The organism is Roseateles sp. P1_C1_2, from assembly GCF_056406535.1.
This window is the reverse complement of the sequence record NZ_JBFUAB010000007.1, coordinates 1-26,712: the sequence shown is the minus strand read 5'-3', so window position 1 is coordinate 26,712 and position 26,712 is coordinate 1. Positions and strand designations below refer to the sequence as shown.

Below are 26,712 nucleotides of genomic sequence, written 5' to 3'. Positions count from 1 at the left end.
ACGCTCCCCTCTATGAGAGCCGCGCTGACCACCCTCTTGGCACTGTCCTTGACGACGCTGGCCCAGGCCCAGCAGCCAGAGGTCGAAAGTTCGTCGGCCCGCTATCTGCTGGGTGTCGCTGTGGTCTCCCAACCGGAGTACGACGGCGCGAGCCGGCGCGAGACCAAGCTCAAGCCGCTGTGGGCCTTCAAGCTCGGCCGCRTGCGCTTCAGCACTTCGGGTGCCGGTGGCCTGCTGGGCTTCGGCCACGAAGAATCCGCCGGCGGCGCCAGCACGGAGTTCGTCAACACCGACAAGCTGCGCGCCGGCGTTTCGCTGCGCGTGGACAGCGGCCGCAGCAGCGGTGATGCCAGCACCACCAAGGGCTTGCCGGACGTCCGGCGCACGCTGCGCGCCCGTTTCTATACCAACTACAGCCTGACCAAGGATCTCAACGTCGGCGCCAACCTGTCGCAGGACCTGCTCGGCCACCACGGCGGCATGACGCTGGGCGCCGACCTGGGTTGGCGCTTCTACCGCAGCCCGACGCTGGAATGGACCAGCGGCATCGGCATCTCGGCCGGCAGCGCGCAGAACCTGCGCAGCTATTTCGGCGTGCCCGAATCGGCCGTCGCGGCCAGCGGCAAGCCGGCCTATGACCCCGGCTCGGGCTTGCGCGACGTGCACATGGGCGTTGGCTTCATCCGGCCCCTCTCCAAGCATTGGCTGGCCTACGGCAATGCGGGTGCGAGTCGCCTGCTCGGGCCGGTGGCCGACAGCCCGTTGGTCGAGAAGCGCACCGGCACGTCGGTCGGTATCGGCCTGGCCTGGCGGAACTAGAGCTTGACGCGGCCGCGCCAGATATCCGCGTACATGACCCAATCGCCGATGAAGCTGTAGAGCGGGTATTTGAAGGTCGCTGGGCGGTTCTTCTCGAAGAAGAAATGCCCGATCCAGGCGAAGCCGTAGCCGCACAGCAGGCCATAGAGCAGCCAGACCAGCGCGCCCGTCATGAACAGCTGCCACAGGCAGACCAGCACCAGCGTCGTGCCGATGAAGTGCAGGCGGCGGCAGACGGTGTTGCTGTGTTCGCTGAGATAGAAGGGATAGAAGTCGGCGAAGCGGGAGAAGCGTTCGGTGCTCATGGAGGGCCTGGTAACACTGCGGCAGTAGGTCGCGAAGGCCATCCGCCGGGGGCCAATCAAGGCGCAGCGTGCCGCCCGCACTCATGTGCGGGCAAGCGGTGCAACGCCGAGTGACCCCTGGCGGACGGTCTTCCCTTCGGGTTGTTGCCAGAATGCCCACGCGCGGCGTTGCAAATCCTCGCCGGGCACCCAGCCCGGCTCCGGTTTACGCCTTGCTCGCGGGCATTCTGGCAACAACGCGGCCTGCTGCCGCAGTGTTAGCAGGCCCTGATTCAAGCGCGGGTTGCGCCCGAGCGGCAAGCGGGGATGCCCTGGCAACAATGCGTCGATGAACCCTGCCCCCAACGGCGAGATCGAAGTCGTCATCCTCGGCGCCGGCATGTCCGGCCTGTGCATGGCCATCCAGCTGCAGCGCGCCGGCATCGAGGACTTCCTCATCATCGAGAAGTCTCAGGGGCTGGGCGGCACCTGGTGGTCCAACCGCTACCCCGGCGCCCAGGTCGATGTGCCGGCGCCAGCCTACAGCTTCAGCTTCGCGCCCAATCCGCACTGGACGCACCGCTTCGCCGATGCCCCCGAGATCCATCGCTACCAGCAGCGCCTGGCCGAGCAGCATGGCCTGGCGGCGCGCATGCGTCTGGGCGTGGCCATCACCGAGGCGCGTTTCGATGCCGAGGCCGGCCGCTGGCAGCTGAGCCTGGACGACGGCAGCAGCCTGAGCGCGCGCTTCTTCGTCTGCAGCACCGGCCCGCTGAGCCGGCCGCGCTGGCCCGACATTCCCGATCTGATGTCCTTCAAGGGGCAGTTGCTGCACTCCGCGCGTTGGCCGGCCGGCGTGGCTCTGGCGGGCAAGCGCATCGGCGTCATCGGCACGGGTTCGACGGCAGCCCAGCTCGTGCCCGCGTTGGCGCCCGCGGCGGCACGCCTCACGCTGTTCCAGCGCACGCCCAACTGGGTGATGCCGCGGCTGGACCGGCGTTACGGCGTGCTGGACCGCTGGCTGTCGCGCTTCCCGCCGTATGCCGCGCTGGCCCGGCATGCCTGGGTGCAGTTCCTGGAGCTGGGGCGGCGCGGCTTCGACGAGGGCACGCTGGCCCGGCGCACCATGATGGCCGCGGCGCGCGGTCATTTGCGGCGCCAGGTGGCCGATGCGGCGCTGCGCGAACGGCTGACACCCCGCTATCCGCTCGGGTGCAAACGCATCATCTACTCCAACGACTACTTCCGCGCGCTGGCGCTGCCGCAGTCCGAACTCGTCACGGAGGCCATCACCGCCGTGACGGAAAAGGGTGTGCTGACGTTGGACGGGCGCGAGCATGAGCTGGACGCGCTGGTCTGTGCCACCGGCTTCGATACGGCGCAACCGCTGGCAGAGCTGCCCATCACGGGCCTCGGCGGCCGCACGCTGGAAGAGACCTGGCGCACCAATCCCAGCGCCTACTTCGGCCTGACGGTGCCCGGGTTCCCCAACCTCTTCCTGACGCTGGGCCCCAACACCGGCACGGGCCACACCTCGACGCTGCTCTTCATCGAACCCCAGGTCCAGCATGCCTTGGCGTGCATGCGCCGCGTGAAGCAGTCGGGCAAGCGATGGATAGACGTGCGCCCTGAAGCGTTTGCGGCCCAGGACGCCGACGTCCAGCAAAGACTCGCCGGCTCGGTCTGGAGCCGCTGCAGCTCCTGGTACCGCAACGACAGCGGCCGCATCATCGCGATCTGGCCGGGCTTCACCGGCGAATATGTCCGTGCCGTGCTGCGGCCCGATGAAGCGGCCTACGAGCTCGGCTGAAGCGCCGCCCGCAGCGCGGCCAGCACGGCGTCCGGCGCTTCGGCCATCAGCGCGTGGCCGGCGGGCACGGTGTGGATGCGCGGCTTGAGCAGGCTTCCAAGCACCGCGTTCTGCTTGGGCGAGGTCATGTGGTCCAGCGCGCCGAGGATGAAATGCACCGGGCAGGTCACGCGCACCGCGGCGGCCTCGCCACCGGCATAGCGGTCGCAGACCTGGAAGTCGTTCTCGAACAGATTGACGGCCGTCTGGCGCGACTGCAGCCGCCGCATCAGCGCCATGGCGCCGCCGCGCAACCAGGCACCCGGGCCGGGGTAGCCGGGCTTGGCGCTGGCGAGTGAATGCGAGAAGGCCGTGACCATGGCCATCGCGGCTTCGGGCTTGTCGCGCGCCGTCGTCAGCAGGGCCTCGGAGACCTTCATCGGGTAGGCCGTGCCCACCATGACGAGCGTGGATGCCCTTTCGCCGGCTTCGAGGGCGATCAGCGAGCCCATGCTGTGGCCGACGAGGGCGGCCTTCTTCACGCCGGCCGCGTCCAGCAGTCGCTGCAGCCAGGCGGCGATGTCTTCGACGCTCGTCAAGGGCACACCGGCGCTGCGGCCGTGGCCGGGCAGGTCGACCGCCAGCACGCCGTAGCCGTGATGGGCACACCAGCGCGCGAGCAGGGTCCAGACGCTGTGGTCGTTCAGCGCGCCGTGGATGAAGACGACGCAGGGCAGGGCAGGGTCGAAGGCCTTGCCGCCCGTATAGGCATAGGCCTCGTGGTTGTCGACGACGAACTTCATGCCTTGCTCGCCACCTTGAGCGCCCGCTTCAGGTCGTCGATGAGGTCGGCCGGGTCCTCCAGGCCGATGGACAGGCGGATGGTGCCGGGGCCGATGCCGGCCTGTCGCAGCGCCGCGTCGTCCATGCGGAAATGGGTGGTGCTGGCCGGATGGATGACCAGGGACTTGGCGTCGCCGACGTTGGCGAGGTGGGAGAACAGCTTGAGCGCCTCGATGAAGGCGCGGCCCTGTTCCCGCGTGCCCTTCAAGTCGAAGGAGAAGACGGCGCCGGCACCGCGTGGCATGAGCTGCTGGGCCAGGGCGTGGTCGGGGTGGGAGTCCAGGCCGGGGTAGGCCACCTTGGTCACCAGTTCGTGCCCGCTCAGGAACTCCGCTACCGCCTGGGCATTGGCCACATGGCGGGCCATGCGAAGCGGCAGCGTCTCCAGGCCTTGCAGCATCAACCAGGCGGTGTGCGGGCTCATGCAGGCGCCGAAATCGCGCAGGCCTTCGCGGCGGGCGCGCAGCAGGAAGGCGCCGACGGTGCTCTCTTCGGCGAACACCATGCCGTGGAAGCCTTCGTACGGTTCGCACAAGGTCTCGAAGCGGCCATGGCGGTCATGCGCGGCCTGCCAGTCGAAGCTGCCCGCATCCACCAGCACCCCGCCGACCACGGTGCCGTGGCCGCAGAGGAATTTGGTGGCCGAGTGGTAGACCAGATCGGCACCCAGTTCGGCCGGGCGCTGCAGATAGGGTGTCGTGAAGGTGGCATCCACCAGCAGCGGCAGGCCGGCCTCGTGCGCCAGTGCCGAGACAGCCGGGATGTCCAGCACGTCCAGCCCCGGGTTGCCCAGGGACTCGCCGAACAGCAGCCGCGTCTCGGGCCGGATGGCCGCGCGCCAGGCGTCCAGGTCACGCGGGTTCACGAAGCTCGTCTCGATGCCGAAACGCTTCATCGTGTAGTGCAACAGGTTGTGGCTGCCGCCATACAGCGCAGTGCTGGCGACGATGTGGCCGCCGGCGCCCATCAGCGTGCAGATGGCCAGGTGCAAGGCGGCCTGGCCACTGGCCGTCGCGATGGCGCCGATGCCACCGTCGAGCGCGGCCATCCGCTCCTCGAAGACCGCTGTCGTCGGGTTGGACAGCCGGCTGTAGACGTGTCCCGAGCGCTCCATGTTGAACAGCGAGGCCGCGTGCTCGCTGTTCTCGAAGACGAAGGAGGTGCTGAGATGCAGCGGTGTCGCCCGCGCGCCGGTGCTCGGATCGGGCGTGGCGCCGGCATGCAAAGCTAGGGTGTCGAAGCCCGGCATGGTGTTTTTCATGGGGTGGAGTCGCGGGCATTGTGTGCTATGTTGACTGGCAGTTTTCCCATGGAGGCCCCTATGAAAGTCGTCGATATCCTGCGTGTCAAAGGTGGCACCCTGTTCACCGTCACGCCGGACGAGCCGCTGAAGGATTCCCTCGCCGTCATGGCCGAGCGCGACATCGGCTCGCTGGTGGTCATGGAGCATGGCGACCTGGTGGGCATGCTGACCTTCCGCGAGGTCATCTCGGCGGTCGTCAAGAACAACGGCGCCGTCGGCACGACCATCGTGCGCTCGGTGATGGACGACGCGCCGCTGACCTGCACGCCCGAGACCGAGATCGACGAGGTGCGCCGCATGATGCTGGGCCGGCACGCCCGCTATATGCCGGTCATGAACGGCAAGACGCTGATGGGCGTCATCTCGCTTTACGACGTGGCCAAGGCCGTGGTGGACAGCCAGGACTTCGAGAACCGCATGCTCAAGGCCTATATCCGCGACTGGCCGGTCGAGGAGAACGCGACCGAGCACGAGTCCAAGCTCTGAGGCCGGACCGAGGCCACAGGGGGCAAACGCCCGTCCTGCAGGCCTGACGGCAACGCAAAATGAAGAAGGCGGCCTCGCGAGGCCGCCTTCGCTTTGTCTGCCGCCCAATAAAAAAAACCCGCCAGAGGCGGGTTCTTCTCAAGCCAGGTTCGCAGTCTGCGAACTTCAGGCAGCCTTGCGGCGGCGAGCACCCATGGCCAGGAAACCGGCGCCGACGAGGGCGAGGGTGCCGGGCAGGGGCACGGCGTTGGCATTGCGCGAGTCACGCACGTAGATGGTCTCGGGAACGCCGCTGAGCAGACCGTTCACGCCGTCAGTCACGCGACCGTTCGCGAAGTCTTGCGCGTCAACGTGGCTGAAGGTGCTCCAGTATTCCGAAGAGTAGACGTAGCAGCTGTGGTTGTTGAAGGTGGCAGCCGCAACGATGTTGCAGGGGTTGCCGGCGGCGATGAAATCGCTCCAGATCGGATGTGCGGCCCACTCTGCAGCAGTGGCGGCGCGCCAGCCTTCAGCGGCACGATAGGAGGAAGGCTCGATGTTGCCCGGGCCGAACTCGTTCGGGGCGATCGGGCCGGCGTAGGTCCAGTCCAGACCCGAACCTGCGTAGTTCAGCAGCACGTACTGGTCCGGGATGGGCGTTGCCGACGAGATGATCGGGGCGGCTTGAACGGCGGCTGCCGTGGCGACAAGGGCGAAAGCAGCAAGCAGTTTCTTCATTTTGTGCTCCTCTGGACAAAGGTGGGTTGGACACGATGCGACAAGCAATCGTCATGCCATTGAATAAAACACCTTTTAAATCATTGACTTGAATATAAATTCCGTTTTGCAAGGACTTGTTTGTAACCTTTCCCGACACCCTGTGTTGGCAGGTTATGCGGCTCCGCTGGCGCCAGGCCGTGCGCATGGCATGGCCCGCTGATCACGAAGGCGGAACGTGAAGCAGGCTGCCTAGAATCCTCCTGTCCTCTCTCTCATCTCGTCATGTCAGGCAGCACCTTCGGCGAACTCTTTCGCGTCACCAATTTCGGCGAAAGCCATGGTCCGGCCATCGGCTGCGTCATCGACGGCTGCCCGCCCGGCATGGCGCTCAGCGAGGCCGACATCCAGCCCGAGCTGGACCGCCGCCGACCCGGTACCAGCCGCCACGTCACCCAGCGCAACGAGCCTGATGCGGTCAAGATCCTGTCCGGTGTCTATGAGGGCGTCACGACCGGCACGCCGATCTGCCTGCTGATCGAGAACACCGACCAGCGCAGCAAGGACTACGGCAACATCCTCGACACCTTCCGCCCGGGGCACGCCGACTACACCTACTGGCGCAAATACGGCGTGCGCGACCCGCGCGGCGGTGGCCGCGCGTCGGCGCGGCTGACGGCCCCCATGGTCGGCGCCGGCGCCGTGGCCCGCAAATGGCTGAAGCAGGCCTACGGCACCGAGTTCCGCGGCTGCATGACGCAGCTGGGCGAGATCGAGATCCCGTTCGAGGGTTGGGAACACGTCGGCGCCAATCCCTTCTTCGCCGCCAACACCAGCAAGATCGCCGCGCTCGAGGACTACATGGATGCGCTGCGCAAGGCCGGCGATTCGGTCGGCGCGCGCATCCGCGTGGAAGCCACCGGCGTGCCGGTCGGCCTGGGTGAGCCCCTGTTCGACAAGCTGGACGCCGACATCGCCTACGCCATGATGGGCATCAATGCCGTCAAGGGTGTCGAGATCGGCGCCGGCTTCGCGGTCGTCGGCCAGAAGGGCACCGAGCATGGTGACGAGCTCAGCCCGCTGGGCTTTGCCAGCAACAACTCGGGCGGCATGCTGGGCGGCATTTCCACCGGCCAGGACATCGTCGCCAGCATCGCGATCAAGCCCACCAGCTCCATCCGCAGCCCCAAGGCCAGCATCGACCGCGCCGGCAATCCGTCCGTGGTGGAAACCTTTGGCCGCCACGACCCCTGCGTGGGCATCCGCGCCACGCCCATCGCCGAGGCCATGCTGGCTCTGGTGCTGATGGACCATGCCCTCCGTCATAGGGCGCAGTGCGGGGATGTGGTGTTGCCGGTGGAGGCAATTCCGGGTCGGCGGTGAGTCGTCCAGCCGACGCGATAGTCGGCTCCAGCGTGAGTTATTGAACATCTGCCCCCCCGAACCGCAGGGGCGCGGCCGGCTGAACCGGTGACCGGACGGATTGCGTCTCCAGCATGATTCGCCCTCCAACAATGAGGGAGTATTGAATGAAGTGGATCGTCGCCTTGGCCAGCATGCTGATGCTGAATATCAGCCATGCCAAACCGACCACGCTGGACTTTGAAGAACTCGAGCATGGCGCCGAGTTGCAGGGCACCGGCGACCAGCTCATTTCGAAGGGCTATCTTTTTCGCTACTTCCCCGCAGCGGGTGAACCGTATCCGGTGGGTTTTCAAACCGTCGGCCCGACTTGGCGCTATAACGGCCGCTCAGCGGCGGTGAACCCCAACAGTTGCGGCGCAACCGTGGTGATGACGGGGATCGACAACAACCCGTTTGACCTGCAGGCGATTGATTTGGCTCCGCTCAATGGCGATCCCGACGTGTCCGTGCGTTTTGAGGGCACGACCGTCTACGGCGAAAAGGTGGTGCTGAGCGTCGATCTCAAAGCCGACCGCGGCTGGCAACGCATCCGATTCCCTGGCCACTTCAACCGCCTGAACAGCGTCTCATGGCAACAAGGCGATTGCTTGGTGAACAAGCCTCACATGTTCGACAACATCGCGGTTCGTCAATCGAACCGTTGACGGGCCATGCCGTTGGTCATAGGGCGCGGTGCGGCGACGTGGGGCTGCCGATCGACCCGATCCCGGCGACTCGTCCGGCCTGAGCTGCAGTTCGTCACCGGAAAGCCACCGGCCTGATCGCCAGCCGGTGCAGCTCAGCCCCCGCAAACCGCGTTTCGTCACAAGTCCGCTGCGCCGCCCCGCGCCGGTTTCTAGACTGTAAAGGTCGTGAAATCAGAGAGTGATTGGGGGAGCCATGCGCAAGTCTTGGAAGATCGGTAGCGTTGTCGCAGCCGTTTTGTTGGTGGGTGGCGCCGGTGTGGCCGTCATGGCGAGCAAGGGCGATGGCCCGAAGAAGCCGGGTGACGAGAAGGCCAAGACCGTTCTGGAGTTCGTGCCGAGCGAGGTCGTCAAGCCGACGCTGACCGCCATGCCGGCCCAGATCGAATTCAGCGGGCCGCTGGTGGCGCCGGGCACGGCCATGGTGCGTGCCAAGTCCAACGGCACCCTGCTCACCCTCGCCGTTGGCGAAGGCAGTCGCGTGAAGGCGGGCCAGGCTCTCGGTCAGGTCGACCTGGAAGAGCTTCGCTATCGCATCGCCGAGCGCGGCGCCAGCGTCGAAGCCATGCGGGCCCAGATGGAGCAGGCCGAGCGCAGCTTCAAGGCCAACGAAGGCCTGGCTGCCAAGAATTTCATTGCCCAGACGGCACTCGACAACTCGCGCGCCGCCTACGAGTCGGCCCGCGCCAACTGGAACGCCGCCAAGGCCCAGCTCGACACCAGCCAGGTGACGATGCGCCAGGCCGCGCTGGTGGCGCCCATCAACGGCGTCGTCTCCAAGCGCCATGTGGTGCCCGGCGAGAAAGTGGCCGCCGAACAGCAGATCCTGACCATCGTCGACCTGTCCAAGCTCGAACTGGCCGGCCTGGTCGGCACCCATGAAGTCAGCCGCCTGAAACCGGGCATGACGGTGCAGGTCAAGGTCGAGGGTGTCGAAGAGCCGGTCGAGGCCAAGATCGACCGCATCGCGCCGAGCGCCGAGCCGGGCACGCGTTCCATCGGCGTGACCCTGGTGCTGGCCAACCCCAAGGAGGCCTACCGCGCCGGCCAGTACGCCGTCGCCAAGGTGGTGCTGCAGGACGACACCCAGCGCTTGACCGTGCCCATCGCCGCCATCAGCCGCAATGCCGGCCAGGAACAGATCTGGATGATCGAGAGCGGCGCCCTGGTGCGCCGGATCGTGACGACCGGCCGCAGCGACGCCCGCGAAGGCCGCGTGGAGGTGTTGAACGGCCTCAAGCCCGAAGCCCAGGTACTGGCGGCGCGCTTCGACAACCTGCGCGAAGGTGACAAGGCGAACATCGTTGCAGCCAAGGCCAAGGTGGCCAGCTCGGCCGCGTCGGCCGCCACGGTTCAGTAAGGGGCGTGCCATGTGGATGACCCGCGTTTCCATCCAGAACCCGGTCTTTGCGACCATGGTGATGGTGGCCCTGTGTGTGCTGGGCCTGTTTTCCTACTCCAAGCTGGGCGTCGAGCAGATGCCCGACATTTCCTTCCCCGGCGCGCAGGTGGACGTGCGCTACCCGGGCGCCTCGCCCGAGGCCGTTGAGCGCGAGATCGCCAAACCGCTTGAAGAGGCGCTGAACACGATTGCCGGCGTGGAACGCATCCAGTCGCGCAGCTTCGAGGGCCGTGTGCAGGCCAGCGTCGAGTTCTCGCTGAACGCCGACATGGGCCGCGCGATGCAGGACCTGCGCGACCGCGTCGCCGCCGCGCAGGCCCGATTCCCGCGTGACGCCAAGCCGCCGACGGTGCAGCGCTTCGAGAACGACAACTCGCAGCCCGTCGTCGTCATGGCGCTGCTGAGCCCCACACGCGGCTCGCGCGAGCTGTCCATGATGGCCGACCTGATCGTCTCCAAGCGCCTGGGTCGTGTGGAAGGCGTGGCCAAGGTGGACGTGGGCGGCCTGACCACCCGTGAGGTGCGTATCGACCTCGACCCGATGCGGCTGCGCGCCTACAGCGTGACGCCGGCCGAGATTGCCAAGGCGCTGGCTGAGGCCAACGCCGATCAGCCGGTGGGCCTGCTGTCCGACTCCACCTCCGACGCCATCCTGCGCGTGGAAGGTCGCGTGAAGGACCCCAAGGCTTTCGGCAACATGATCGTCGCCCGCCGCGGCAACCTGGCGCTGACGCTGAACGACCTCGGCACCCTGGTCGAGCGCGAGCGCGAGCAGGACAGCATCGCCCGCATCAACGGCCAGCCGGCCGTCAGCTTCAACATCTTCAAGCAGCAGGACGCCAACATCGTCAAGACCGGCGAGTCCGTGAAGGAAGCAATGGCCGAGCTGCGCAAGACGCTGCCCAAGGACGTCGAGCTGCGCCTCATCTACGCCGCCAGCGACTTCGTCAAGGGCTCGCTGACCGGCCTGCAGCACACGCTGATTGAAGGCGCGCTACTGACGGTGGCCATCGTCTTCCTGTTCCTGCACAGCTGGCGCTCGACCATCATCACCGGCCTCACGCTGCCCATCGCCGTCATCTCCAGCTTCATCGCCGTGCAGGCCTTCGGCTTCACGCTGAACTTCATGACGATGATGGCCTTGAGCCTGTGCATCGGCCTGCTGATCGACGACGCCATCGTCGTGCGCGAGAACATCGTGCGCCATGTGGCCATGGGCAAGGACCACCGCCAGGCGTCGTTCGACGGCACCAACGAGATCGGCCTGGCCGTCATGGCGACGACCTTCGCCATCTGCGCGGTGTTTGTGCCCGTCGCCTTCATGGGCGGCATCATCGGCAAGTTCTTCTACCCCTTCGGCATCACCGTCGCGGTGGCGGTGCTGGTCAGCCTGTTCGTCAGCTTCACGCTCGACCCGATGCTGTCGTCGGTCTGGCCAGACCCGCCGGGCACGCGCATCAAGCACTGGCCTGTCATCGGTCATCTCATCCGCGCGACCGACTGGAGCATGGACCGCCTGCACGACCTCTATGCCAGGACGATCGACTGGGCCTTCTCCGGCCGTCGCTACCGCGTCTTCGTGCCGCCCATTCCCGCCTATGGCCATCCGTTCAGCGCGGACGGCAAGCGCGACAAGGCCGCGAAGCGCGTGTTCCGCTTCGCGACGCTGACGCCGCGTGGCCTCGTCATGTGGGGAGCCTTCGCCAGCTTCGTCGCCGCACTGGCCCTGGCGCCCATGGTCGGCAGCGAATTCGTGCCCGAGACGGACAACGGCTTCACGCAGGTCAACCTGCGCATGCCGGTGGCCAGCAGCATCGAGCGCGGCAGCGCCAAGGTCGCCCAGATCGAGGAGATCCTCAAGAACTACCCCGAGATCAAGACCGTCTCGACCGTGGTCGGCAGCACCGGCGAAGGCCTGTCCACCGGCCGCAACCAGGCGGCGCTGAATATCACGCTGACCGACCGCAGCGAACGCAAGCGCACGCAAAAGGAGATCGAGGACGCCATCCGCGCCGACATTGCCAAGATCCCTGGCATCGAGGTCAGTGTTGGCTTCAACCGCCCGATCTGGATCACCATCCTGGGCAGCGACCCCGAAGTGCTGACCCAGGCCGCCACCGACCTGGTCGAGAAGATCAAGAAGATCCCCGGCGCCGTCGACGTGGACACGACAGTCAAGCCCGGCCTGCCGGCCTTTGCCGTGCGCCTGAAGGATTCGGCCATCCGCGAACTGGGCCTGACCGCCCCGCAGATCGCCTCCAGCCTGCGTGCCTACGTGAACGGCGAGATCGCGACCTACTGGACGACGCCGGATGGCAACCAAGTCGAGGTGCTGCTGCGCCTGCCGCGCGAACAGCGCGAGCGCATCGAGCAGATGAGCAAGCTGCCGGTGGCCTTCTCCAAGGACGGCGCGCCCATCGCGCTGGACCAGGTCGCGACCATCGAGCCGGTGTTCAACCCCGAGGTGATCCGCCGCGAGAACCTGCAGCGCCGCGAGGCCGTGTTCGCCGGCGTCCAGGGCCGCCCGGGCGGCGACGTGAACGCCGATGTGCAAAAGCTGATCAAGGCCACCCAGCTGCCCCCGGGCACCAGCTTCAAGGTGGACGGCGCCGGCAAGCAGCAGGCCGAAGCCTTCAACGGCCTGCTGGCGGCGATGGCGCTGGCGGGTATCTTCATCTACATCGTGCTGGCCAGCCAGTTCGGCAGCTTCCTGCAGCCCATCGCCATCATGGCTTCACTGCCGCTCGCCCTCATCGGCGTGATGCTGGCCCTGCTGCTGTGGCGCTCGACGCTGAATGTGTTCTCGATGATCGGCCTGGTCATGCTGATGGGCCTGGTGACGAAGAACGCGATTCTTCTCGTCGACTTCGCCAACCATGCCCGCAAGGCGGGTGCGACCGTCGCCGAAGCGTTGCGCGAGGCCGGCCTGATCCGCATGCGCCCCATCATCATGACGACGGCCGCCATGGTCTTCGGCATGCTGCCCATGGCCATCGCGCTGAACGACGGCGGCGAAATCCAGGCGCCCATGGGCCGCGCCATCATCGGCGGCGTCATCACGTCGACGCTGCTGACGCTGGTGGTGGTGCCGGTGCTCTACAGCTATCTGGTGCGGGAGAAGAAGCCCGCCAAGAAGGCGGCGGAGCTGGGCGGTGCCAGCTCGCTGCCGCAGCATGGCATGCCGGGTGCGATGCCGGCGGACAAGGAATAGTCAAGATCCCTCGAGCGCTTCTGCGCTGGGCCGGCTGCTTAGGTGGTCGGCCCTTTTTGTTGGGCGGCCAAGCTGGCGTGGCTGTTGGCGTGTTGGGCCAGCGCTACTTTGACGAAGTCTGAGAACGTCTCCGGACTCGGAAAAGCGTGCGCTGGAACAAAGAGCGCACTGTCCACCGACGTATAGAACAGAAGATAGCCATCGACTTCTTTCACACGATGGAAGGTTTGCCAGTCAAAGCTTGCCGTCTTGCCTGGGTTGAGCAGGGTCAGATTCGCGGCAGTGAGCTGCACCTCCGTCGGAATCAGGAGGTCCTTGTGCTGAGCCGCAGCCAGCCGGCGGATCAGTGCCTGACGGACATAGCTCCAGGTCAGCAGCGCAAGAAAGCCGGCACTCGCGGCAAGGCCAACCATTCGCAGCTCGGAGAAGTAAACCTCGTGGCGAGTCACCGTCGAGGTGAAAACCCCCACGGCTCCGAAGACGCCGCTCATGGTCCCAACGAGGAAAAGCCCGCTCAGCAATTGGCCAGCGAGCCCAGGATCCAGGAGGTGGGCGCGCACGTGCTGGTGGACGAAGACATAGTCTGCGGATGCCGGAGTGAAGCTGACAGATTGCATCTTTCGGACAAGGGCCTGTTGGAGGTCGATGCCGGGGACTATGCCCACGAATATCGACAGGCTGATGCGCGACCCCGGTGAAGATGCACGGTCATCAACGGGGGGTGTCAGAACACACCTCGCGCACACAGCCCCGCAACCATCGGTGCGCCGCGTCCCCATCCATGCGTGGATGCCACAGCAGCGACACGGTGAAGGGCGTCAGCGCCAGCGGCAAATCAAAGCTCAGCAGCCCGTCACGCAGATGGCCGGTGTGGCGCTCAGGCACGGTCGCGATCAGGTCGGTGCCGCGTGCCAGGGCCAGGGCTTCGGCAAAGCCCGCCACGGTGACCGCGATGTCGCGCTGCAGGCCCAGCGCGGAGAGTGCCTCGTCGACCGGGCCAGGCGAAGTGCCGCGACGGGAGATGGCCACGTGCCGACCGGCCGCGTAGCGCTGTGCCGTCGGCTTGCGGGGCCCCAGTGGGTGATTGGCATGTATGACGCCGACAAAGCGATCACGAAACAGTGCCTGGGTGCGCAGCTCCGGCCCGCTGGTCGCACTGACGATACCGGTCTCCAGATCCACGCTGCCCTCGCGCAGCGGCGCGCTGTCCCGATCCGGCTTGGGCACAAAACGTAGCCGTACGCCGGGCGCTTCCGAGGTCACGCGGGCGAGCAGCGCCGCGCCGAAGTTCTCGACAAAGCCCTCGCGCGTGCGCAGCGTGAACTCGCGCTCGAGCTTGTCCAGCCGCAGCGCCGCGGCCGGCCTCAACGCGGCCTGGGCTTCGTGCAGCAACGGGCCGATGCGCTCGCGCAATTCCAGCGCCCGCGGCGACGCCACCAGGCCGCGGCCAGCCCGCACCAGCAGCGGGTCACCTGTCGCCTCTCGCAGACGCGCGAGTGACCGGCTCATCGCCGACGGGCTCAACCTCAGGCGCCTGGCGGCACCCGCGACGCTGCCCTCTGCCAGCAGGGCGTCCAGCGTCAGCAACAGATTCAGATCAGGGTCTGACATGGCGTTTCGTGCAGGGATGAAGTGCAGATGATGCGTCTTCCGCCATACCTGGCCAATGCCTAAGGTTGAGGCATGAACACCACGACCCTCGCCCCACACGCTGAAACCGCCGCGGCGCCCGCCGCCGGCGTGCTTGCCAGCCTGGCCTTGTGCACGCTGCTGCCGTCGCTTGCCATCAGCAGCGCCAACGTCGCCTTGCCCACGCTGGCCACCGCCTTGGGTGCCAGCTTCGCCGACGTGCAGTGGGTCGTGCTGGCCTATCTGCTGGCGATCACGACCCTCATCGTCGGCGCCGGCCGGTTGGGCGACCTGACGGGTAAGCGCCGCCTGCTGCTGGCCGGCATCGCACTGTTCACGGCCGCGTCGGCGCTCTGCGCGCTGGCGCCCACGTTGCCGCTGCTGATTGCCGCCCGTGCGCTGCAGGGCGTGGGTGCGGCGGCCATGATGGCCTTGACGATGGCGATGGTGGGCGTTGCACTGCCCAAGGCGCGCACGGGCAGCGCGATGGGGCTGCTGGGCACGATGTCGGCGGTGGGCACGGCCCTCGGCCCATCGCTGGGCGGCGTGCTGATCGGCACCTTGGGTTGGCAGGCCGTGTTTGCCGTCAACCTGCCGCTGGGCCTGCTGGCCCTCGTGCTGGCCTGGCGCTACCTGCCGGCGGAACGAGGGCAGGGCGCGACGGGTTTCGACCTGCCCGGCACGCTGTGGCTTGCCCTGACTTTGGCGGCCTATGCCCTGGCGATGACGCGCCACCTCGGTCTGCTCGCCATCGCCGCTGTGTGCCTTCTGCTCTTCCTGCGCACCGAAGCCCGCGCCACGGCGCCGCTGGTGCGGTTGGACCGCCTGCGCGATCCCATCCTCGGTGCGGCTTTGGCGATGAACGCCGTCGTCTCGGCCGTCATGATGGCCACCCTCGTCGTCGGCCCCTTCCACCTGAGCGGCGCGTTGGGCCTGGGTGCGGCGGCAGTTGGCGCACTGATGTCCATCGGCCCCATCGCGTCGGCGCTGAGCGGCGTGCCAGCAGGCCGGTTGGTGGACCGCTTCGGCACGCGGCGCACAACCCAGTTGGGTCTCGGCGCCATGGCCCTCGGCTGCGCGCTGATAGCTCTGTTGCCCGCCTCGCTCGGAGCCATCGCCTACGTGGGCCCGCTCGTCATCGTCACACCCGGCTACGCGCTGTTCCAGGCCGCCAACAACACGGCCGTCATGGCCGATGTGGCGGCCGAGCAGCGCGGTGTCATCTCCGGCCTGTTGACGCTGTCGCGCAACCTTGGCCTCATCACGGGCGCTTCGGCCATGGGCGCCGTCTTCGCCGCCGGCGGCCTGCGTTTGAGCTTCGTCATCGCGACAGCCTTGCTTGCCATCTCTCTCGGGCTTGCCAGGCGCGCGAATTGACAAGCACAATCGCCCCCGCTCCGGGGTGCCCGGGACTGGCTTGCCAGACCCAGACGCTGAGACGGTCATGAGACCGAACCCGTGAACTTGAACCGGCTAATACCGGCGTAAGGAGAGCGCATGCCTCGCGGCGTGCGGGCGCTGCCACCCCCGTGGTTGCGCCCTCGCACACCCACAGGCGGCCCCCCGGAGCACACCTTCAGCTGCTTCAGGAGACCGCCGTGAATGCCCCCGATAAAAACCTCTCGCTCGATGAGCGCCTGTCGCTGACGCGCGAGCCCTTCCCGGCCTCCACCAAGGTCTATGTGCCGGGCAGCCGGCCCGACGTGTGTGTGCCCATGCGCGAGATCGCGCTGACCAACGGCGAGCGCGTGGTGGTGCACGACACCTCCGGCCCCTACACCGACCCCCAAGCCCAGGTCGACGTGCGCCGCGGGCTGCCGCCCATTCGCTCCAGCTGGGTCGGTGACCGTGCCGATACCGAGGCCTACACGGGCCGCACGCGTGTCGCTCTGGACGACGGCGGCAAGGAGGACAGCGAGCGCATTACCCAGCTGCGCGCCGAAGCCGCCGCCCTGCAGCGCCAACCCCGCCGCGCCTTGCCGGGCGGCAATGTGAGCCAACTCCACTACGCCCGCCGTGGCATCGTCACGCCGGAGATGGAGTTCGTCGCGCTGCGCGAGAACGGCAAACGCGAGTGGATGCGTGAGTACCTGGGCGACGCCGAGCGCGAGCAGCGCCTGCGTGGCGACTCGCTGGGTGCGGCCATCCCCGACGTCATCACGCCCGAGTTCGTGCGCCAGGAAGTGGCCCGCGGTCGTGCCGTCATCCCGGCCAACATCAACCACACGGAGCTGGAGCCGACCATCATCGGCCGCAACTTCCTGGTCAAGGTCAACGCCAACATCGGCAACTCGGCCGTCACGTCCAGCATCGAGGAAGAGGTCGAGAAGCTGGTCTGGTCCATCCGCTGGGGTGCGGACACGGTGATGGACCTCTCCACCGGCCGCAACATCCACACGACGCGCGACTGGATCGTTCGCAACTCGCCCGTGCCCATCGGTACCGTGCCCATCTACCAGGCGCTGGAGAAGGTGGGCGGCGTGGCCGAGGACCTCTCGTGGGCCATCTTCCGCGACACGCTGATCGAGCAGGCCGAGCAGGGCATCGACTACTTCACCATCCACGCCGGCCTGCGCCTGCCCTTCATCCACCTGACCACCAAGCGCCGCACGGGCATCGTGTCGCGCGGCGGCTCCATCCTGGCCAAGTGGTGCATCACCCATCACCGCGAAAACTTCTTGTACACGCACTTCGAAGAGATTTGCGAAATCATGAAGGCCTATGACGTGACCTTCTCGCTGGGCGACGGCCTGCGCCCCGGCAGCGGCGCCGACGCCAACGACGAGGCCCAGTTCGCCGAACTGCGCACGCTGGGCGAACTGACCAAAGTCGCGTGGAAGCACGACGTGCAGACCATGATCGAAGGCCCCGGCCATGTGCCCATGCACCTGATCCAGGCCAATATGGCCGAGCAGTTGAAGCACTGCGACGAGGCGCCGTTCTACACGCTGGGCCCGCTGACCATCGACATCGCGCCGGGCTATGACCACATCGCCTCGGCAATAGGCGCCGCCATGATCGGCTGGATGGGCACGGCCATGCTCTGCTATGTGACGCCCAAGGAGCATCTGGGCCTGCCCGACCGCGACGACGTCAAGCAGGGGCTGATTGCCTACAAGATCGCCGCCCATGCGGCCGACATCGCCAAGGGCCACCCCGGCGCGCGGGCGCGCGACGATGCGATGAGCAAGGCGCGCTTCGAGTTCCGCTGGAACGACCAGTTCGCCCTCGGCCTGGACCCCGACACCGCGCGCGACTATCACGACGAGACCTTGCCCAAGGACTCGTCCAAGGAGGCGCATTTCTGTTCGATGTGCGGCCCGAAGTTCTGCTCGATGAAAATCACGCAGGACGTGCGCGAATACGCGGCGGCCAAGGGGCTGGAGGCAGCGGACGTTGTCGCCGACGGCATGGCGCAGAAGTCGGCCGAGTTCAGGGCCGGCGGCGGCGAGCTCTACATCCCCATCGCCAAAGCCTGATGCTCAGCGTCGCCATTGCAGGTGCCGGCGTGATGGGCCGGCTGCTGGCCTGGCAGCTGGCGCGGGCCGGCCATCGCGTCAGCGTCGTGGACCCGGCCGATGGACCGACCCAGCCCGGCGCCGCGGCCTTCACTGCCGCCGGCATGCTGAGCCCCCTGGCCGAGCAGGCGCATGCCGAGCCCGAAGTCGTCGCGCTGGGCTGGCGGTCGCTGGCGCTGTGGCCGGCCATTGCCAGTGCCCTGGGCGAGCCCGAACTGGTGAAGACCGAGGGCAGCCTGTTGCTGGCTCACGGCTGCGACCTGGGCGCGGCCCTGCGCGTGCTCGCGCGCCTGCAGGGCGAGCCCGAGCCGCTGAACGGCGCCGCGCTGCAGATGCTGGAGCCAGCCCTCGCGCCCGATCTGAAGGCCTGGTGGCTGCCGGGCGAAGGCCAGCTGCTGCCGCGCGAGCTGATGGCCGCGCTGGCCGAGCGGGCCCCCGACGTCGACTGGCTCTGGGGCCGGCGCGCCACCGTCGTGCGCCCCTACGGCCTGGAACTCGATGATGGCCGCCGCATCGATGCCGACCTCGTCATCGACACACGCGGCCTGGGTGCCAAGGCCGACCTGCCTCTTCTGCGCGGCGTGCGTGGCGAGATCCTGTGGCTGCACGCGCCGGGTGTCGTGCTCAACCGCCCCGTGCGCCTGCTGCACCCGCGCCATCGCGTCTACCTCGTGCCGCGGCCGGGTGATGTCATCGTCGTCGGCGCCTCCGAGGTCGAGAGCGAGGACCGCTCGCCGGTCAGCCTGCGCAGCGCCGTCGAGCTGATGGCCGCGGCCCACAGCGTGCTGCCGGCGCTGGCCGAGGCGCGCATCGTCCACATGGAAACCAATCTGCGCCCGGCGCTGCCCGACCACAGGCCGCGCCTCGAGCACGAGCCGGGCCTGCTGCGCATCAACGGCCTGTTCCGCCACGGCTGGCTGATGGCGCCGGCCCTGGCCGAGAAGGCGCTGCGGCATGTCTGAGTTCACCGTCAACCGGCAGCCCCAGCCCTGGCGCGAGGCCTTGAGCGTCGCCGAGTTCCTGGCCGAGCAGGGGAGGGCGGCCGAGTCCGTCGCCACGGCGCTCAACGGCGTTTTCGTGCCGCGCGCGCTTCGCAGTGCCACGCTCATAGCGCCCGGCGACGAGCTGACCCTGATCCAACCCATCACCGGAGGATGACATGTCGTCCCTGACCCTTTACGGCCGCACGCTGGCGAGCCGCTTCCTGCTCGGCACTGCCGGCTACCCGTCGCCCGACGTGCTGCGCCAGGCGGTGCGCGCCAGCGGCGCCCGCGTGCTGACCGTTGGCCTCAAGCGCACGCTGGCCGCGGCCGGCGACAACGGCTTCGTCGCCGCCATCCGAGAGACCTTGCGCGAAACCGGCGGTCACCTGCTGCCCAACACGGCCGGCTGCCGAACCGCGCAGGAGGCCGTCACGCTGGCCCACATGGCCCGCGAGTTCTTCGAGACGCCGTGGATCAAGCTCGAGGTTGTCGGCGATGAATACACCTTGCAGCCCGACCCCTGGGAGCTGGTCACGGCCGCAGAGCAACTCGTCAAGGACGGCTTCGAGGTCTTCCCCTACTGCACCGACGACCTCGTCACCTGCCGCCGCCTGCTCGACGCCGGCTGCCAGGTGCTGATGCCCTGGGGGGCGCCCATAGGCTCCGGCCAGGGCCTGCTCAACCCTTTCGCGCTGCGCACGCTGCGCGAGCGCCTGCCCRGCGTGCCGCTGATCGTCGATGCCGGCATCGGCGCGCCCTCGCATGCCGCCCAGGCGATGGAGCTGGGCTATGACGGCGTGCTGCTGAACTCCGCCGTCGCCCAGGCCGGCGATCCCATCCGCATGGCCGCGGCGTTTGGCCAGGCCATCGCGGCCGGGCGCCTGGGCTTTGAGGCCGGTGTCATGAGCAAGCAGGACATGGCGGTCGCGAGCACGCCGGTCGGCGGCCGACCCTTCCTCATTCCATGACCAAGCCACCGATCATCTGGAGCATCGCCGGCCTGGACAGCGGCGGCGGCGCGGGCCTGTCGGCCGACCAGCGCGCCGCCGACGCCGCCGGCGTGCATCTCTGCCCCGTGGCCGCAGCGCTGACGGCGCAGAACAGCGTTGCCGTCGAGGCCGTGTTTGCCGTTCCCGCGCAACAACTCGACGCCCAGCTCGCGGCACTCGCCGCCGACCTGCCACCGGCCGCGATCAAGACCGGCCTGCTCGGCGGCGTCGAGCAGCTGCGCGTCGTCGTGCGCTGGGTGGACTGGCTGCGCGAGCGCTCTCCCGTGGCCCTGGTCGTCGACCCCGTGCTGCGCGCCTCCACCGGCGCGAGCTTCGCCGACGACGCGCTGCTGCGCGCCTACCGCGACGAATTGCTGCCGCGTGCCAGCGTCGTCACACCCAACCAGCGCGAGGCCGCCCGCCTGGTGGGCGAAGGGAAGGCGCCAGCCCAGGCACGCGCGCTGCAGGCCCTGGGCGCCCGCGCGGCCTGCGTCACCGGTGGTGATGCCGACGGCCCGCTCGCGCTGGACTGGCTGGCTACCGAGCACGCCAGCGGCTGGCTGGCCCTGCCGCGCCGCAGCGCTGGCAACAACCACGGCACCGGCTGCAGCTTTGCGACCGCGCTGGCCGCGGCCCTGGCGCGCGGCTTCGTGGCGGCGGATGCCGCCGTCATTGCCAAGATGCTGACGACCTCGGGCCTGTGCAACGACGTTCAGCCGCGCGGTGCGGGTGCCGCGCCGGTGCTGCCTCTGCCCGGCTTCATAGTCGACGCCAGCCTGCTGCCGGCCCTCTTCGGTGACGAGGCCCCGCCCACGGTCTGGCCGGCACCGCGCCGCGGATCGCCCGCCGTCGCAGGGGTCTATGCCATCACCGACAGCGGCAGCCATGCCGCGCAGCTTTTCGAGGCCGGCCTGCGGACGGTCCAGCTGCGCGTGAAGCGCGCGCCGGGAGAGGGCGAGGTCGCTTGGCAGGCGCGGCTGCGTGGCGAGATCGAGACGGCGCGGCGCCCTGGCGGCACGCTTATCGTCAATGACCACTGGCGCGAGGCGCTGGCGGCGGGCGTCGACTTCATCCATCTCGGCCAGGAGGATCTGCTCGCGCTTTCGGCCGCCGATCATCGAGAACTGGCCGAGGCCCGCCAACGCGGCCTGCGCCTGGGCCTGAGCTCGCACAGCCTCTGGGAGCTGGCGCGCGCGGCGGCCTGGTCGCCCGACTACATCGCCTGCGGTCCGGTCTGGCCGACGCTGACCAAGGCCATGCCCTGGCGGGCGCAGGGGCTGCACAACCTGGCCTGGTGGGCCGCGATGGCGCCGGCGCCCGTGGTCGGCATCGGCGGCGTGCTGGCGCCGCAGCAACTGGCCGATATCGCCGCCAGCGGGGCCAGCGCCGGCTGTGTCGTGCGTGGCCTTGCCGCCGGGGCGATGCATGGGCCGCAAGCCTGGGCTGCGGCCTGGCGCGAGGGTCAGGCGACCGCGCCAGGCGCGGCGCCGGGCTGGCCATCGCCCTGCCTGCCCGTCAAGCCGCATTGAGGGGGCCAACCCCGATTTGGGTGTCGGGGAGCTTTACAGCGGCTGTTACAACAAACCCGCCCCTCATAGGAGAAACCAGCATTGGCCCGATGCTTGCTTTAACCTTGCCAATCGCCTGGAGAATAAGATGAATTTCCGTAACGTCCTGGCCGGTGTTGCTCTCGCAGCATCTGCTTTGGTTGCCCAAGCCGACCCCGTTCTGATCATGCGTGGCGTGGGTGGTGTGGATCTGAACAACCTGCTCATCGGTCAGACCTTCCAGGTTGAAGTGATCATCCATGGCGATACGCCCGGCGAAGTCGCTGCCAATAACGGCCTTACCGGTGGCGGTGTGGCTAGCGATGGTGCTCCGCTCCTGCTGGTGACCAATTTCGTTATTGGGACCGTCGCTCAGGGTGTGGACTGGACGCTGGACCCGTCGCTGTTCATTTTCGATTTCACGGCGGTCGCGGAAGGCACAGACGTGCTGTTGACCCAAGGCCAGTGTCTCGATTCCAACATCCATAGCGTCGCGTACTACGGCTGCAACTTCTCCAGCGGCCCGCTGAGCTTCACGGTACGTGACCCCAACCGCCTGCCCGAGCCTGCCAGCCTGGCGCTGGCCGGCCTCGCCCTGCTGGGCCTGGGCGCCTTCCGCCGCCGTCGCGCCTGAATCAAGCGGCCTCAGCGCCGCTCTTCACTCGCACCCAGGGCCCCACAGCGGGCCCTGATGCTTTCTGCGAGCCGCCGCAGCGCCGGTGTCAGCCGGTGCCGGCCCACTGCCATCCAGTGCAGCGGCGCGGGCTCGCCCAGCCAGTCCGGCAGCAGGGCCAGCAAGCGGCCCGCGGCCAGATCGGCCGCCACATCCAGCCGGCTCTTGTAGGCGATGCCGAGCCCGGCCACGGCCCATTCACGCACCAGGCCGCCGTCATCGGCGATGCGGCTGCCGCCGACTTCGACGGCAGTCGTCTCGCCGTCGGGCGTGGCGAAGCGCCAGCGGCCGTGCACGCTCTCGCCCAGACCCCAGCGAAGGCAGTCGTGCACCTTCAGCTCGGTGGGCGTGCGCGGCTGGCCGTGGCGTGCGACATAGGCCGGGCTGGCGCACAGCACGCGGCGGTTGTCGGGCGCCAGCGGCAGGGCGACCAGGCTGGAGTCCGGCGGCTCGCCATAGCGCACGGCGTAGTCCACCGGCTCCTGCACGAGGTCGGCGACGCGGTCGCTCAGGCGCAGTTCCMGTGCCAGGCGCGGCCCGGCTTCCGCGGCGATGAAGTCCTCGATCCAGCGCCACAGGTGCTGGCGGCCGACGTCGCTCGGCAGGCTGACGCGCAAGCGGCCGCTCAGCGGCTGCTCCACGCCCGCCGCTTCACGCAACGAGGCCTGGCCGTCCTCCCAGGTGGCGACCAGTTGGCGGGCATGCGGCAGCCATTGCTCGCCCGCGTCGGTCAGGCGCAGCCGGCGCGTCGAACGCTCGAACAGGCGCACGCCCAGCTCACGCTCCAGCCGCGCGATGGTGGCGCTGGCCTGAACCGGGCCCAGGTCCAGCCGCCGCGCCGCGGCCGAGAAGCTGCCGGCGTCGGCCGCCGCGATGAAGAGCTGCAAGGGGAATAGGCGGTCCATCTTCATTCTTTCGATGAAACTCATTCTCCAATCCTAGGCTTTCTGCTTTGAATGCTGGGCTCCACCATGACGGCCATCGCTGTTTCGTCCCAGAAAGGACACCATGAAAGCCGTCGGATATCTGCAATCCCTGCCCATCACCCACCCCGAATCCCTCGTCGACCTGGAGCTGCCGGCACCGGCACCCGGTCCGCAAGACCTGCTGGTTCGCGTCGCGGCCGTGTCGGTCAATCCGGTGGACACCAAGGTGCGCCTCGGACGTGCACCGCAGGCCGGCCAGCCCGAGGTGCTGGGCTGGGACGCCGTCGGCACCATCGAGGCGCTGGGCAAGGACGTGACGGGCTTTGTCGTCGGCGAGCGTGTCTACTACGCCGGTGGCATCAACCGTCCCGGCTCCAACGCCGAGCTGCAACTGGTCGACCATCGCATTGCCGCCCGCGCGCCGCAGAGCTTGACGGACGCCGAGGCCGCGGCCCTGCCGCTGACCGCCATCACGGCCTGGGAGCTGCTGTTCGACCGCCTCGGCGTGAACGAAGGCGGCGGCGCGGGCCAGAGCCTGCTCGTCATCGGCGCGGCCGGTGGCGTGGGGTCCATCCTCGTGCAACTGGCCCGCGAACTGACCGGGCTGCGCGTCATCGGCACGGCCAGCCGGCCCGAGACGCAGGCCTGGGTGAAGGAGCTCGGCGCCCATGCCGTCATCGACCACGGCCAGCCATTCCGCCCCCAGCTCGTCGCCGCCGGCGTCGCTGAGGTGGAGTACGTCGCCAGCCTCACTCACACCGAGCAGCACTGGGACGCCATCATCGATGCCGCGGCACCGCAGGGCCGCGTCGGCCTCATCGACGACCTGTCCGGCCCCATCGACGTGATGACGCTCAAGCGCAAGGCCCTGTCGCTGCACTGGGAAATGATGTTCACGCGGCCGCTGTTCGGCACGGCCGACATCGCCGAGCAGGGCCGCTTGCTGGCGCGCGTGGCGGCGCTGGTGGACGCGGGCCGGCTGCGCACCACGGTCAGCGAGCAATTCAGCCCGATCAATGCGGCGAATCTGCGGCGGGCCCATGAACTCGTCGAGTCGGGGCGCATGCGCGGCAAGGTCGTCGTCAGCGGTTTCTGACACGTCGGACGGGAGCGGCCCTGAGCTGCGCCCTTGTCTGACGCCCATGCCGCACCGGCCTGCCTAGGCTGTGTGGCATGACGATCTTCATCGGCACGGCAGACTGGGCCCTGGGGGCCCAGGGGGCAGCGGCCTTCGAGGCGGACTGCTTCGATCTGCAGCGCTTTGCAGGCTTGATGGACTGCGTGGAGATCAATTCATCCTTCTATCGCAGCCATCGCGCCGGCGTCTACGAGCGTTGGGCCGACTGCACGCCGGGCGATTTCCGCTTCGCCGTCAAATGCCCGAAGAAGATCTCGCATGGCTGCCGGCTCGAAGGCGTGCGGGAGCCGCTGAAACGCTTCGTTGACGCCGCCGCTGCGCTCGGGCCGAAGTGGTGTGTGTTGCTCGTGCAGCTCCCCACCTCGCTGGCCTTTGACGACCGGATGGCGGGGCGCTTCTTCGAACAGCTGCGTGCCTGTTTCGGCGGTGCCATCGTCTGCGAGCCGCGGCACCCGAGCTGGTTCACCGAGCCGGCCGAGCGCCTGCTGCGCGGCGTCGAGGTGTCACGCGCGGCGGTCGACCCCGCGAAATGGCCGCAGGCAGGCGAGCCGGGCGGATGGACCCGCGCCATCGCCATGGACCATGCCGCGACGCTCTACAGCCGCTGGCACGGCTCGCCGCGCGAGTACTGGTCGTCCTACGACGAGCACTGGCTCCGCGAGCGCGCGCAGTGGCTGCAGTCGCAATCCCGGGACCAACCGTGCTGGGGCATTTTCGGCAACGCGGCGGGCGGCAAGGCGGTGCGCAATGCGCTGCGGCTGAAGGCCATGCTGCGGGACGACATCGGCCTCGATGACGCGTGGCCCTATGGCCCGAGCGACGGGATGCGCGTGCATGTCCGGCCGCCGCGCTGAGCCCCAGCCTGCGGCCGTCATCGCCACGGCGGGCTGGTCCATTCCGGCCAAGGTGGCGGCGACCTTTCCAGCGCAAGGCTCGCAACTGCAGCGCTATGCAGCCGTCATGAACGGTGTCGAGATCAACTCGTCCTTTTACCGCCCGCACCGGCCGCAGACCTATGAGCGCTGGGCGGCCAGCACGCCCGCGCACTTCCGCTTCGCCGTCAAGCTGCCGAAGCAGATCTCGCATGAAGCGCGGCTTGAAGGCGCCGAGGAACCGCTGGCGCGCTTTGCCGGCGAAGCCGGTGCCCTGGGAAAAAAATGGGCGGTCCTGCTCGTGCAGCTGCCGCCGTCCCTGCATTTCGACGCCGGCGTGGCCGGCCGTTTCTTCAAGCAAGTGCATGCGGCATTCGATGGCGGCATCGTCTGCGAGCCGCGCCATCTGAGCTGGTTCTCCCCCGAGGCAGAGAAATTGCTGCGCGATCACGAGGTGGCGCGTGCCGCGGTCGACCCGGCCAAGTGGCCGGGTTCCAGCGAGCCCGGCGGCTGGCCAGGCCTGCGCTACTTCCGTTGGCACGGCTCACCGCGCATCTACTGGTCACCCTACGAGGAGGCTTGGCTGCAGGCACGCGCGCGGGCCCTGCCGCGCGACACGGCCTGCTGGTGCGTCTTCGACAACACGGCCTCGGGCGCTGCGCTGCAGGATGCGCTGCGGCTTCAGGCCCTGCTCTGAGCCCGGGTCACCATTTGCAGCCCTTGCCGCGTGCCGCGTCCACGGCCAGGGGCAGGGCGGCCAGGATGCCGGCGTTGGCGTAGGCCTTGCGGCAGTCCTTGTTGGCGGCGTCCTCGATGGACTGCTCGAGCTTGGACTTGCGCTCGGGTGGCTGGGGCAGCATGTCGACGAGGCCGGGGCCGCGCCGGGCCGCGATGTCGCCGCGCGGCAGCGACAGGTTCAGCGGCGCGCGCGGTGCGCTGGCTGCCGCGGTCGGGGGCATGGGCAGGTCGGGGCCCAGGCGCGAGCCGGCATCGGGAGAGCCGGCCGAGGCCTTGGGGGCGGCGTAGGGGCTGGCATTGGGATCGCCTTTGGCCATACCGGCCGGGGCGTTCACTTCGCCAGGCAGGCTGCCAGACAACTCGGACAGCGGCGCCGCACCCGGAGCCGGTGCGGTGGCGCGCGGGTTCGGCGCTGCCTGCATAGGCGCGACCGTGCTGCCGCTGTCGGCCGACTCCAGTCGGCGCACCGCCGCCGGCAGGTCCTGGGGGTTCAGCGCCGAGGTGGCGCTGGTTGCGGCGGGCGCGGTGGCCCGCAGTTCGCTGGCGCGGGCCAGCGGCGTGACGGCACTGCCTTCGGCCGTCGGCGCTTCCAGCCGCTGCACGGCGGCAGGCAGGGCCGCACTGGGCGCCGGCTGGGCCACGGGGCCGGGCGGCGCAGTGCGCAGTTCGGCCGCGCGCGGCAGGGCGCGGCTCACGCCCGCCTCGGCCGGCGCCTCGAGGCGGCGTACCGGGGCCGGCAGCTCCACGCTGGGCGTGGC

At 68.5% G+C, this 26,712-nt stretch carries 24 protein-coding genes, 1 pseudogene and 1 riboswitch; of the genes and pseudogenes, 17 read left to right on the top strand and 8 right to left on the bottom strand.

Translation table 11 applies throughout. The features are described 5' to 3' along the window. Window positions 1-12: 12 nt before the first annotated feature. Entirely contained in the window at window positions 13-819 is an 807-nt protein-coding gene (locus tag AC1D2H_RS08300; protein ID WP_478010604.1) for a MipA/OmpV family protein, read from the top strand. Here AC1D2H_RS08300 and AC1D2H_RS08295 read toward each other — a convergent pair. Next, a complete protein-coding gene (locus AC1D2H_RS08295) occupies window positions 816-1,124 on the bottom strand; it encodes an Mpo1-like protein (protein ID WP_477934178.1) in 309 nt (102 codons plus the stop codon). The genes AC1D2H_RS08300 and AC1D2H_RS08295 overlap by 4 nt on opposite strands. A 328-nt stretch (window positions 1,125-1,452) precedes the next feature. Between AC1D2H_RS08295 and AC1D2H_RS08290 the strand changes: the two genes are divergently transcribed. Further along, window positions 1,453-2,913 (top strand): flavin-containing monooxygenase, encoded by a 1,461-nt coding sequence (locus AC1D2H_RS08290; protein WP_478010602.1) that lies wholly within the window; start codon window positions 1,453-1,455, stop codon window positions 2,911-2,913. Here AC1D2H_RS08290 and AC1D2H_RS08285 read toward each other — a convergent pair. Both AC1D2H_RS08285 and AC1D2H_RS08280 read right to left on the bottom strand, forming a co-directional pair. Next, window positions 2,898-3,695 carry an alpha/beta fold hydrolase gene (locus AC1D2H_RS08285; protein ID WP_478010601.1) on the bottom strand — a complete coding sequence of 266 codons (798 nt, stop codon included), beginning with the start codon at window positions 3,693-3,695 and terminating at the stop codon, window positions 2,898-2,900. The two genes, AC1D2H_RS08290 and AC1D2H_RS08285, sit on opposite strands and share 16 nt — an antisense overlap. After that, window positions 3,692-4,996, bottom strand: a complete 1,305-nt coding sequence (locus AC1D2H_RS08280; RefSeq protein WP_478010600.1) for an O-acetylhomoserine aminocarboxypropyltransferase — start codon at window positions 4,994-4,996, stop codon at window positions 3,692-3,694. The genes AC1D2H_RS08285 and AC1D2H_RS08280 overlap by 4 nt, the downstream gene beginning before the upstream one ends. Before the next feature lie 60 nt (window positions 4,997-5,056). Between AC1D2H_RS08280 and AC1D2H_RS08275 the strand changes: the two genes are divergently transcribed. Next, the gene (locus AC1D2H_RS08275) at window positions 5,057-5,524 is read left to right on the top strand and encodes a CBS domain-containing protein (protein WP_477934186.1); all 468 of its coding nucleotides are present in this window, start codon (window positions 5,057-5,059) and stop codon (window positions 5,522-5,524) included. Between the two features lie 165 nt (window positions 5,525-5,689). On the opposite strand, the gene AC1D2H_RS08270 is transcribed toward AC1D2H_RS08275, so the two are convergent. Next, window positions 5,690-6,241, bottom strand: a complete 552-nt coding sequence (locus AC1D2H_RS08270) for a PEP-CTERM sorting domain-containing protein (protein ID WP_478010599.1) — start codon at window positions 6,239-6,241, stop codon at window positions 5,690-5,692. A 264-nt stretch (window positions 6,242-6,505) separates the two neighbouring features. On the opposite strand from AC1D2H_RS08270, the gene aroC reads away from it, so the two are divergent. The 4 genes from aroC (at window position 6,506) to AC1D2H_RS08250 (ending at window position 12,941) form a co-directional block, all read left to right on the top strand. After that, on the top strand, window positions 6,506-7,603 hold the full coding sequence (gene aroC, locus AC1D2H_RS08265; RefSeq protein WP_478010598.1) for a chorismate synthase: 1,098 nt from the start codon (window positions 6,506-6,508) through the stop codon (window positions 7,601-7,603). 146 nt (window positions 7,604-7,749) lie between these two features. Next, window positions 7,750-8,289 carry a hypothetical protein gene (locus tag AC1D2H_RS08260; protein ID WP_477934191.1) on the top strand — a complete coding sequence of 180 codons (540 nt, stop codon included), beginning with the start codon at window positions 7,750-7,752 and terminating at the stop codon, window positions 8,287-8,289. 235 nt (window positions 8,290-8,524) lie between these two features. Then, on the top strand, window positions 8,525-9,688 hold the full coding sequence (locus AC1D2H_RS08255) for an efflux RND transporter periplasmic adaptor subunit (protein ID WP_478010597.1): 1,164 nt from the start codon (window positions 8,525-8,527) through the stop codon (window positions 9,686-9,688). Window positions 9,689-9,698: 10 nt separating this feature from the next. Beyond that, window positions 9,699-12,941 carry an efflux RND transporter permease subunit gene (locus tag AC1D2H_RS08250; RefSeq protein ID WP_478010596.1) on the top strand — a complete coding sequence of 1,081 codons (3,243 nt, stop codon included), beginning with the start codon at window positions 9,699-9,701 and terminating at the stop codon, window positions 12,939-12,941. 38 nt (window positions 12,942-12,979) lie between these two features. On the opposite strand, the gene AC1D2H_RS08245 is transcribed toward AC1D2H_RS08250, so the two are convergent. Further along, the gene (locus tag AC1D2H_RS08245; protein WP_478010595.1) at window positions 12,980-13,432 is read right to left on the bottom strand and encodes a YcxB family protein; all 453 of its coding nucleotides are present in this window, start codon (window positions 13,430-13,432) and stop codon (window positions 12,980-12,982) included. 220 nt (window positions 13,433-13,652) lie between these two features. Beyond that, window positions 13,653-14,552: a LysR family transcriptional regulator gene (locus tag AC1D2H_RS08240; protein WP_478010594.1), complete on the bottom strand. Its 900-nt coding sequence runs from the start codon at window positions 14,550-14,552 to the stop codon at window positions 13,653-13,655. 72 nt (window positions 14,553-14,624) lie between these two features. Between AC1D2H_RS08240 and AC1D2H_RS08235 the strand changes: the two genes are divergently transcribed. The 7 genes from AC1D2H_RS08235 (at window position 14,625) to AC1D2H_RS08205 (ending at window position 22,241) form a co-directional block, all read left to right on the top strand. Continuing rightward, window positions 14,625-15,947: an MFS transporter gene (locus AC1D2H_RS08235; RefSeq protein ID WP_478010593.1), complete on the top strand. Its 1,323-nt coding sequence runs from the start codon at window positions 14,625-14,627 to the stop codon at window positions 15,945-15,947. Between the two features lie 11 nt (window positions 15,948-15,958). Continuing rightward, window positions 15,959-16,078: riboswitch (TPP riboswitch) on the top strand. Window positions 16,079-16,168: 90 nt separating this feature from the next. Then, window positions 16,169-18,049 carry a phosphomethylpyrimidine synthase ThiC gene (gene thiC, locus AC1D2H_RS08230; protein ID WP_478010592.1) on the top strand — a complete coding sequence of 627 codons (1,881 nt, stop codon included), beginning with the start codon at window positions 16,169-16,171 and terminating at the stop codon, window positions 18,047-18,049. Beyond that, on the top strand, window positions 18,049-19,050 hold the full coding sequence (locus AC1D2H_RS08225) for an FAD-dependent oxidoreductase (protein ID WP_478010591.1): 1,002 nt from the start codon (window positions 18,049-18,051) through the stop codon (window positions 19,048-19,050). Before thiC ends, AC1D2H_RS08225 begins: the two co-directional genes overlap by 1 nt. Continuing rightward, the gene (thiS, locus tag AC1D2H_RS08220; RefSeq protein WP_478010590.1) at window positions 19,043-19,246 is read left to right on the top strand and encodes a sulfur carrier protein ThiS; all 204 of its coding nucleotides are present in this window, start codon (window positions 19,043-19,045) and stop codon (window positions 19,244-19,246) included. The genes AC1D2H_RS08225 and thiS overlap by 8 nt, the downstream gene beginning before the upstream one ends. A 1-nt stretch (window position 19,247) precedes the next feature. Next, window positions 19,248-20,039 (top strand): thiazole synthase, encoded by a 792-nt coding sequence (locus AC1D2H_RS08215; protein WP_478010589.1) that lies wholly within the window; start codon window positions 19,248-19,250, stop codon window positions 20,037-20,039. After that, window positions 20,036-21,589 carry a bifunctional hydroxymethylpyrimidine kinase/phosphomethylpyrimidine kinase gene (locus AC1D2H_RS08210; RefSeq protein WP_478010588.1) on the top strand — a complete coding sequence of 518 codons (1,554 nt, stop codon included), beginning with the start codon at window positions 20,036-20,038 and terminating at the stop codon, window positions 21,587-21,589. Before AC1D2H_RS08215 ends, AC1D2H_RS08210 begins: the two co-directional genes overlap by 4 nt. A gap of 127 nt (window positions 21,590-21,716) precedes the next feature. Beyond that, window positions 21,717-22,241, top strand: a complete 525-nt coding sequence (locus tag AC1D2H_RS08205; RefSeq protein ID WP_477934212.1) for a PEP-CTERM sorting domain-containing protein — start codon at window positions 21,717-21,719, stop codon at window positions 22,239-22,241. Between the two features lie 11 nt (window positions 22,242-22,252). Here the strand turns inward: AC1D2H_RS08205 and AC1D2H_RS08200 are convergent, their stop codons facing one another. Further along, a complete protein-coding gene (locus AC1D2H_RS08200; RefSeq protein WP_478010718.1) occupies window positions 22,253-23,185 on the bottom strand; it encodes a LysR family transcriptional regulator in 933 nt (310 codons plus the stop codon). Between the two features lie 103 nt (window positions 23,186-23,288). Here AC1D2H_RS08200 and AC1D2H_RS08195 point away from each other — a divergent pair, with 103 nt between their 5' ends. From AC1D2H_RS08195 to AC1D2H_RS08185, 3 genes are all read left to right on the top strand, one after another. Next, window positions 23,289-24,302 carry a zinc-binding alcohol dehydrogenase family protein gene (locus AC1D2H_RS08195; RefSeq protein ID WP_478010587.1) on the top strand — a complete coding sequence of 338 codons (1,014 nt, stop codon included), beginning with the start codon at window positions 23,289-23,291 and terminating at the stop codon, window positions 24,300-24,302. Between the two features lie 77 nt (window positions 24,303-24,379). Next, on the top strand, window positions 24,380-25,198 hold the full coding sequence (locus tag AC1D2H_RS08190; protein ID WP_478010586.1) for a DUF72 domain-containing protein: 819 nt from the start codon (window positions 24,380-24,382) through the stop codon (window positions 25,196-25,198). Then, the gene (locus tag AC1D2H_RS08185; protein WP_477934220.1) at window positions 25,179-25,913 is read left to right on the top strand and encodes a DUF72 domain-containing protein; all 735 of its coding nucleotides are present in this window, start codon (window positions 25,179-25,181) and stop codon (window positions 25,911-25,913) included. The genes AC1D2H_RS08190 and AC1D2H_RS08185 overlap by 20 nt, the downstream gene beginning before the upstream one ends. A gap of 7 nt (window positions 25,914-25,920) precedes the next feature. Here the strand turns inward: AC1D2H_RS08185 and AC1D2H_RS08180 are convergent. Beyond that, a pseudogene (locus tag AC1D2H_RS08180) lies at window positions 25,921-26,712 on the bottom strand (hypothetical protein); the annotation flags it as partial.

What these genes read in the sequence shown, in the direction of transcription:
- AC1D2H_RS08295 (WP_477934178.1), bottom strand. Translation starts at nt 1,124, where the DNA reads ATGAGCACCGAACGCTTCTCCCGCTTCGCCGACTTCTATCCCTTCTAT.
- AC1D2H_RS08290 (WP_478010602.1), top strand. Translation starts at nt 1,453, where the DNA reads ATGAACCCTGCCCCCAACGGCGAGATCGAAGTCGTCATCCTCGGCGCC.
- AC1D2H_RS08285 (WP_478010601.1), bottom strand. Translation starts at nt 3,695, where the DNA reads ATGAAGTTCGTCGTCGACAACCACGAGGCCTATGCCTATACGGGCGGC.
- AC1D2H_RS08280 (WP_478010600.1), bottom strand. Translation starts at nt 4,996, where the DNA reads ATGAAAAACACCATGCCGGGCTTCGACACCCTAGCTTTGCATGCCGGC.
- AC1D2H_RS08275 (WP_477934186.1), top strand. Translation starts at nt 5,057, where the DNA reads ATGAAAGTCGTCGATATCCTGCGTGTCAAAGGTGGCACCCTGTTCACC.
- AC1D2H_RS08270 (WP_478010599.1), bottom strand. Translation starts at nt 6,241, where the DNA reads ATGAAGAAACTGCTTGCTGCTTTCGCCCTTGTCGCCACGGCAGCCGCC.
- aroC (WP_478010598.1), top strand. Translation starts at nt 6,506, where the DNA reads ATGTCAGGCAGCACCTTCGGCGAACTCTTTCGCGTCACCAATTTCGGC.
- AC1D2H_RS08260 (WP_477934191.1), top strand. Translation starts at nt 7,750, where the DNA reads ATGAAGTGGATCGTCGCCTTGGCCAGCATGCTGATGCTGAATATCAGC.
- AC1D2H_RS08255 (WP_478010597.1), top strand. Translation starts at nt 8,525, where the DNA reads ATGCGCAAGTCTTGGAAGATCGGTAGCGTTGTCGCAGCCGTTTTGTTG.
- AC1D2H_RS08250 (WP_478010596.1), top strand. Translation starts at nt 9,699, where the DNA reads ATGTGGATGACCCGCGTTTCCATCCAGAACCCGGTCTTTGCGACCATG.
- AC1D2H_RS08245 (WP_478010595.1), bottom strand. Translation starts at nt 13,432, where the DNA reads ATGAGCGGCGTCTTCGGAGCCGTGGGGGTTTTCACCTCGACGGTGACT.
- AC1D2H_RS08240 (WP_478010594.1), bottom strand. Translation starts at nt 14,552, where the DNA reads ATGTCAGACCCTGATCTGAATCTGTTGCTGACGCTGGACGCCCTGCTG.
- AC1D2H_RS08235 (WP_478010593.1), top strand. Translation starts at nt 14,625, where the DNA reads ATGAACACCACGACCCTCGCCCCACACGCTGAAACCGCCGCGGCGCCC.
- AC1D2H_RS08225 (WP_478010591.1), top strand. Translation starts at nt 18,049, where the DNA reads ATGCTCAGCGTCGCCATTGCAGGTGCCGGCGTGATGGGCCGGCTGCTG.
- thiS (WP_478010590.1), top strand. Translation starts at nt 19,043, where the DNA reads ATGTCTGAGTTCACCGTCAACCGGCAGCCCCAGCCCTGGCGCGAGGCC.
- AC1D2H_RS08210 (WP_478010588.1), top strand. Translation starts at nt 20,036, where the DNA reads ATGACCAAGCCACCGATCATCTGGAGCATCGCCGGCCTGGACAGCGGC.
- AC1D2H_RS08205 (WP_477934212.1), top strand. Translation starts at nt 21,717, where the DNA reads ATGAATTTCCGTAACGTCCTGGCCGGTGTTGCTCTCGCAGCATCTGCT.
- AC1D2H_RS08195 (WP_478010587.1), top strand. Translation starts at nt 23,289, where the DNA reads ATGAAAGCCGTCGGATATCTGCAATCCCTGCCCATCACCCACCCCGAA.
- AC1D2H_RS08190 (WP_478010586.1), top strand. Translation starts at nt 24,380, where the DNA reads ATGACGATCTTCATCGGCACGGCAGACTGGGCCCTGGGGGCCCAGGGG.
- AC1D2H_RS08185 (WP_477934220.1), top strand. Translation starts at nt 25,179, where the DNA reads ATGTCCGGCCGCCGCGCTGAGCCCCAGCCTGCGGCCGTCATCGCCACG.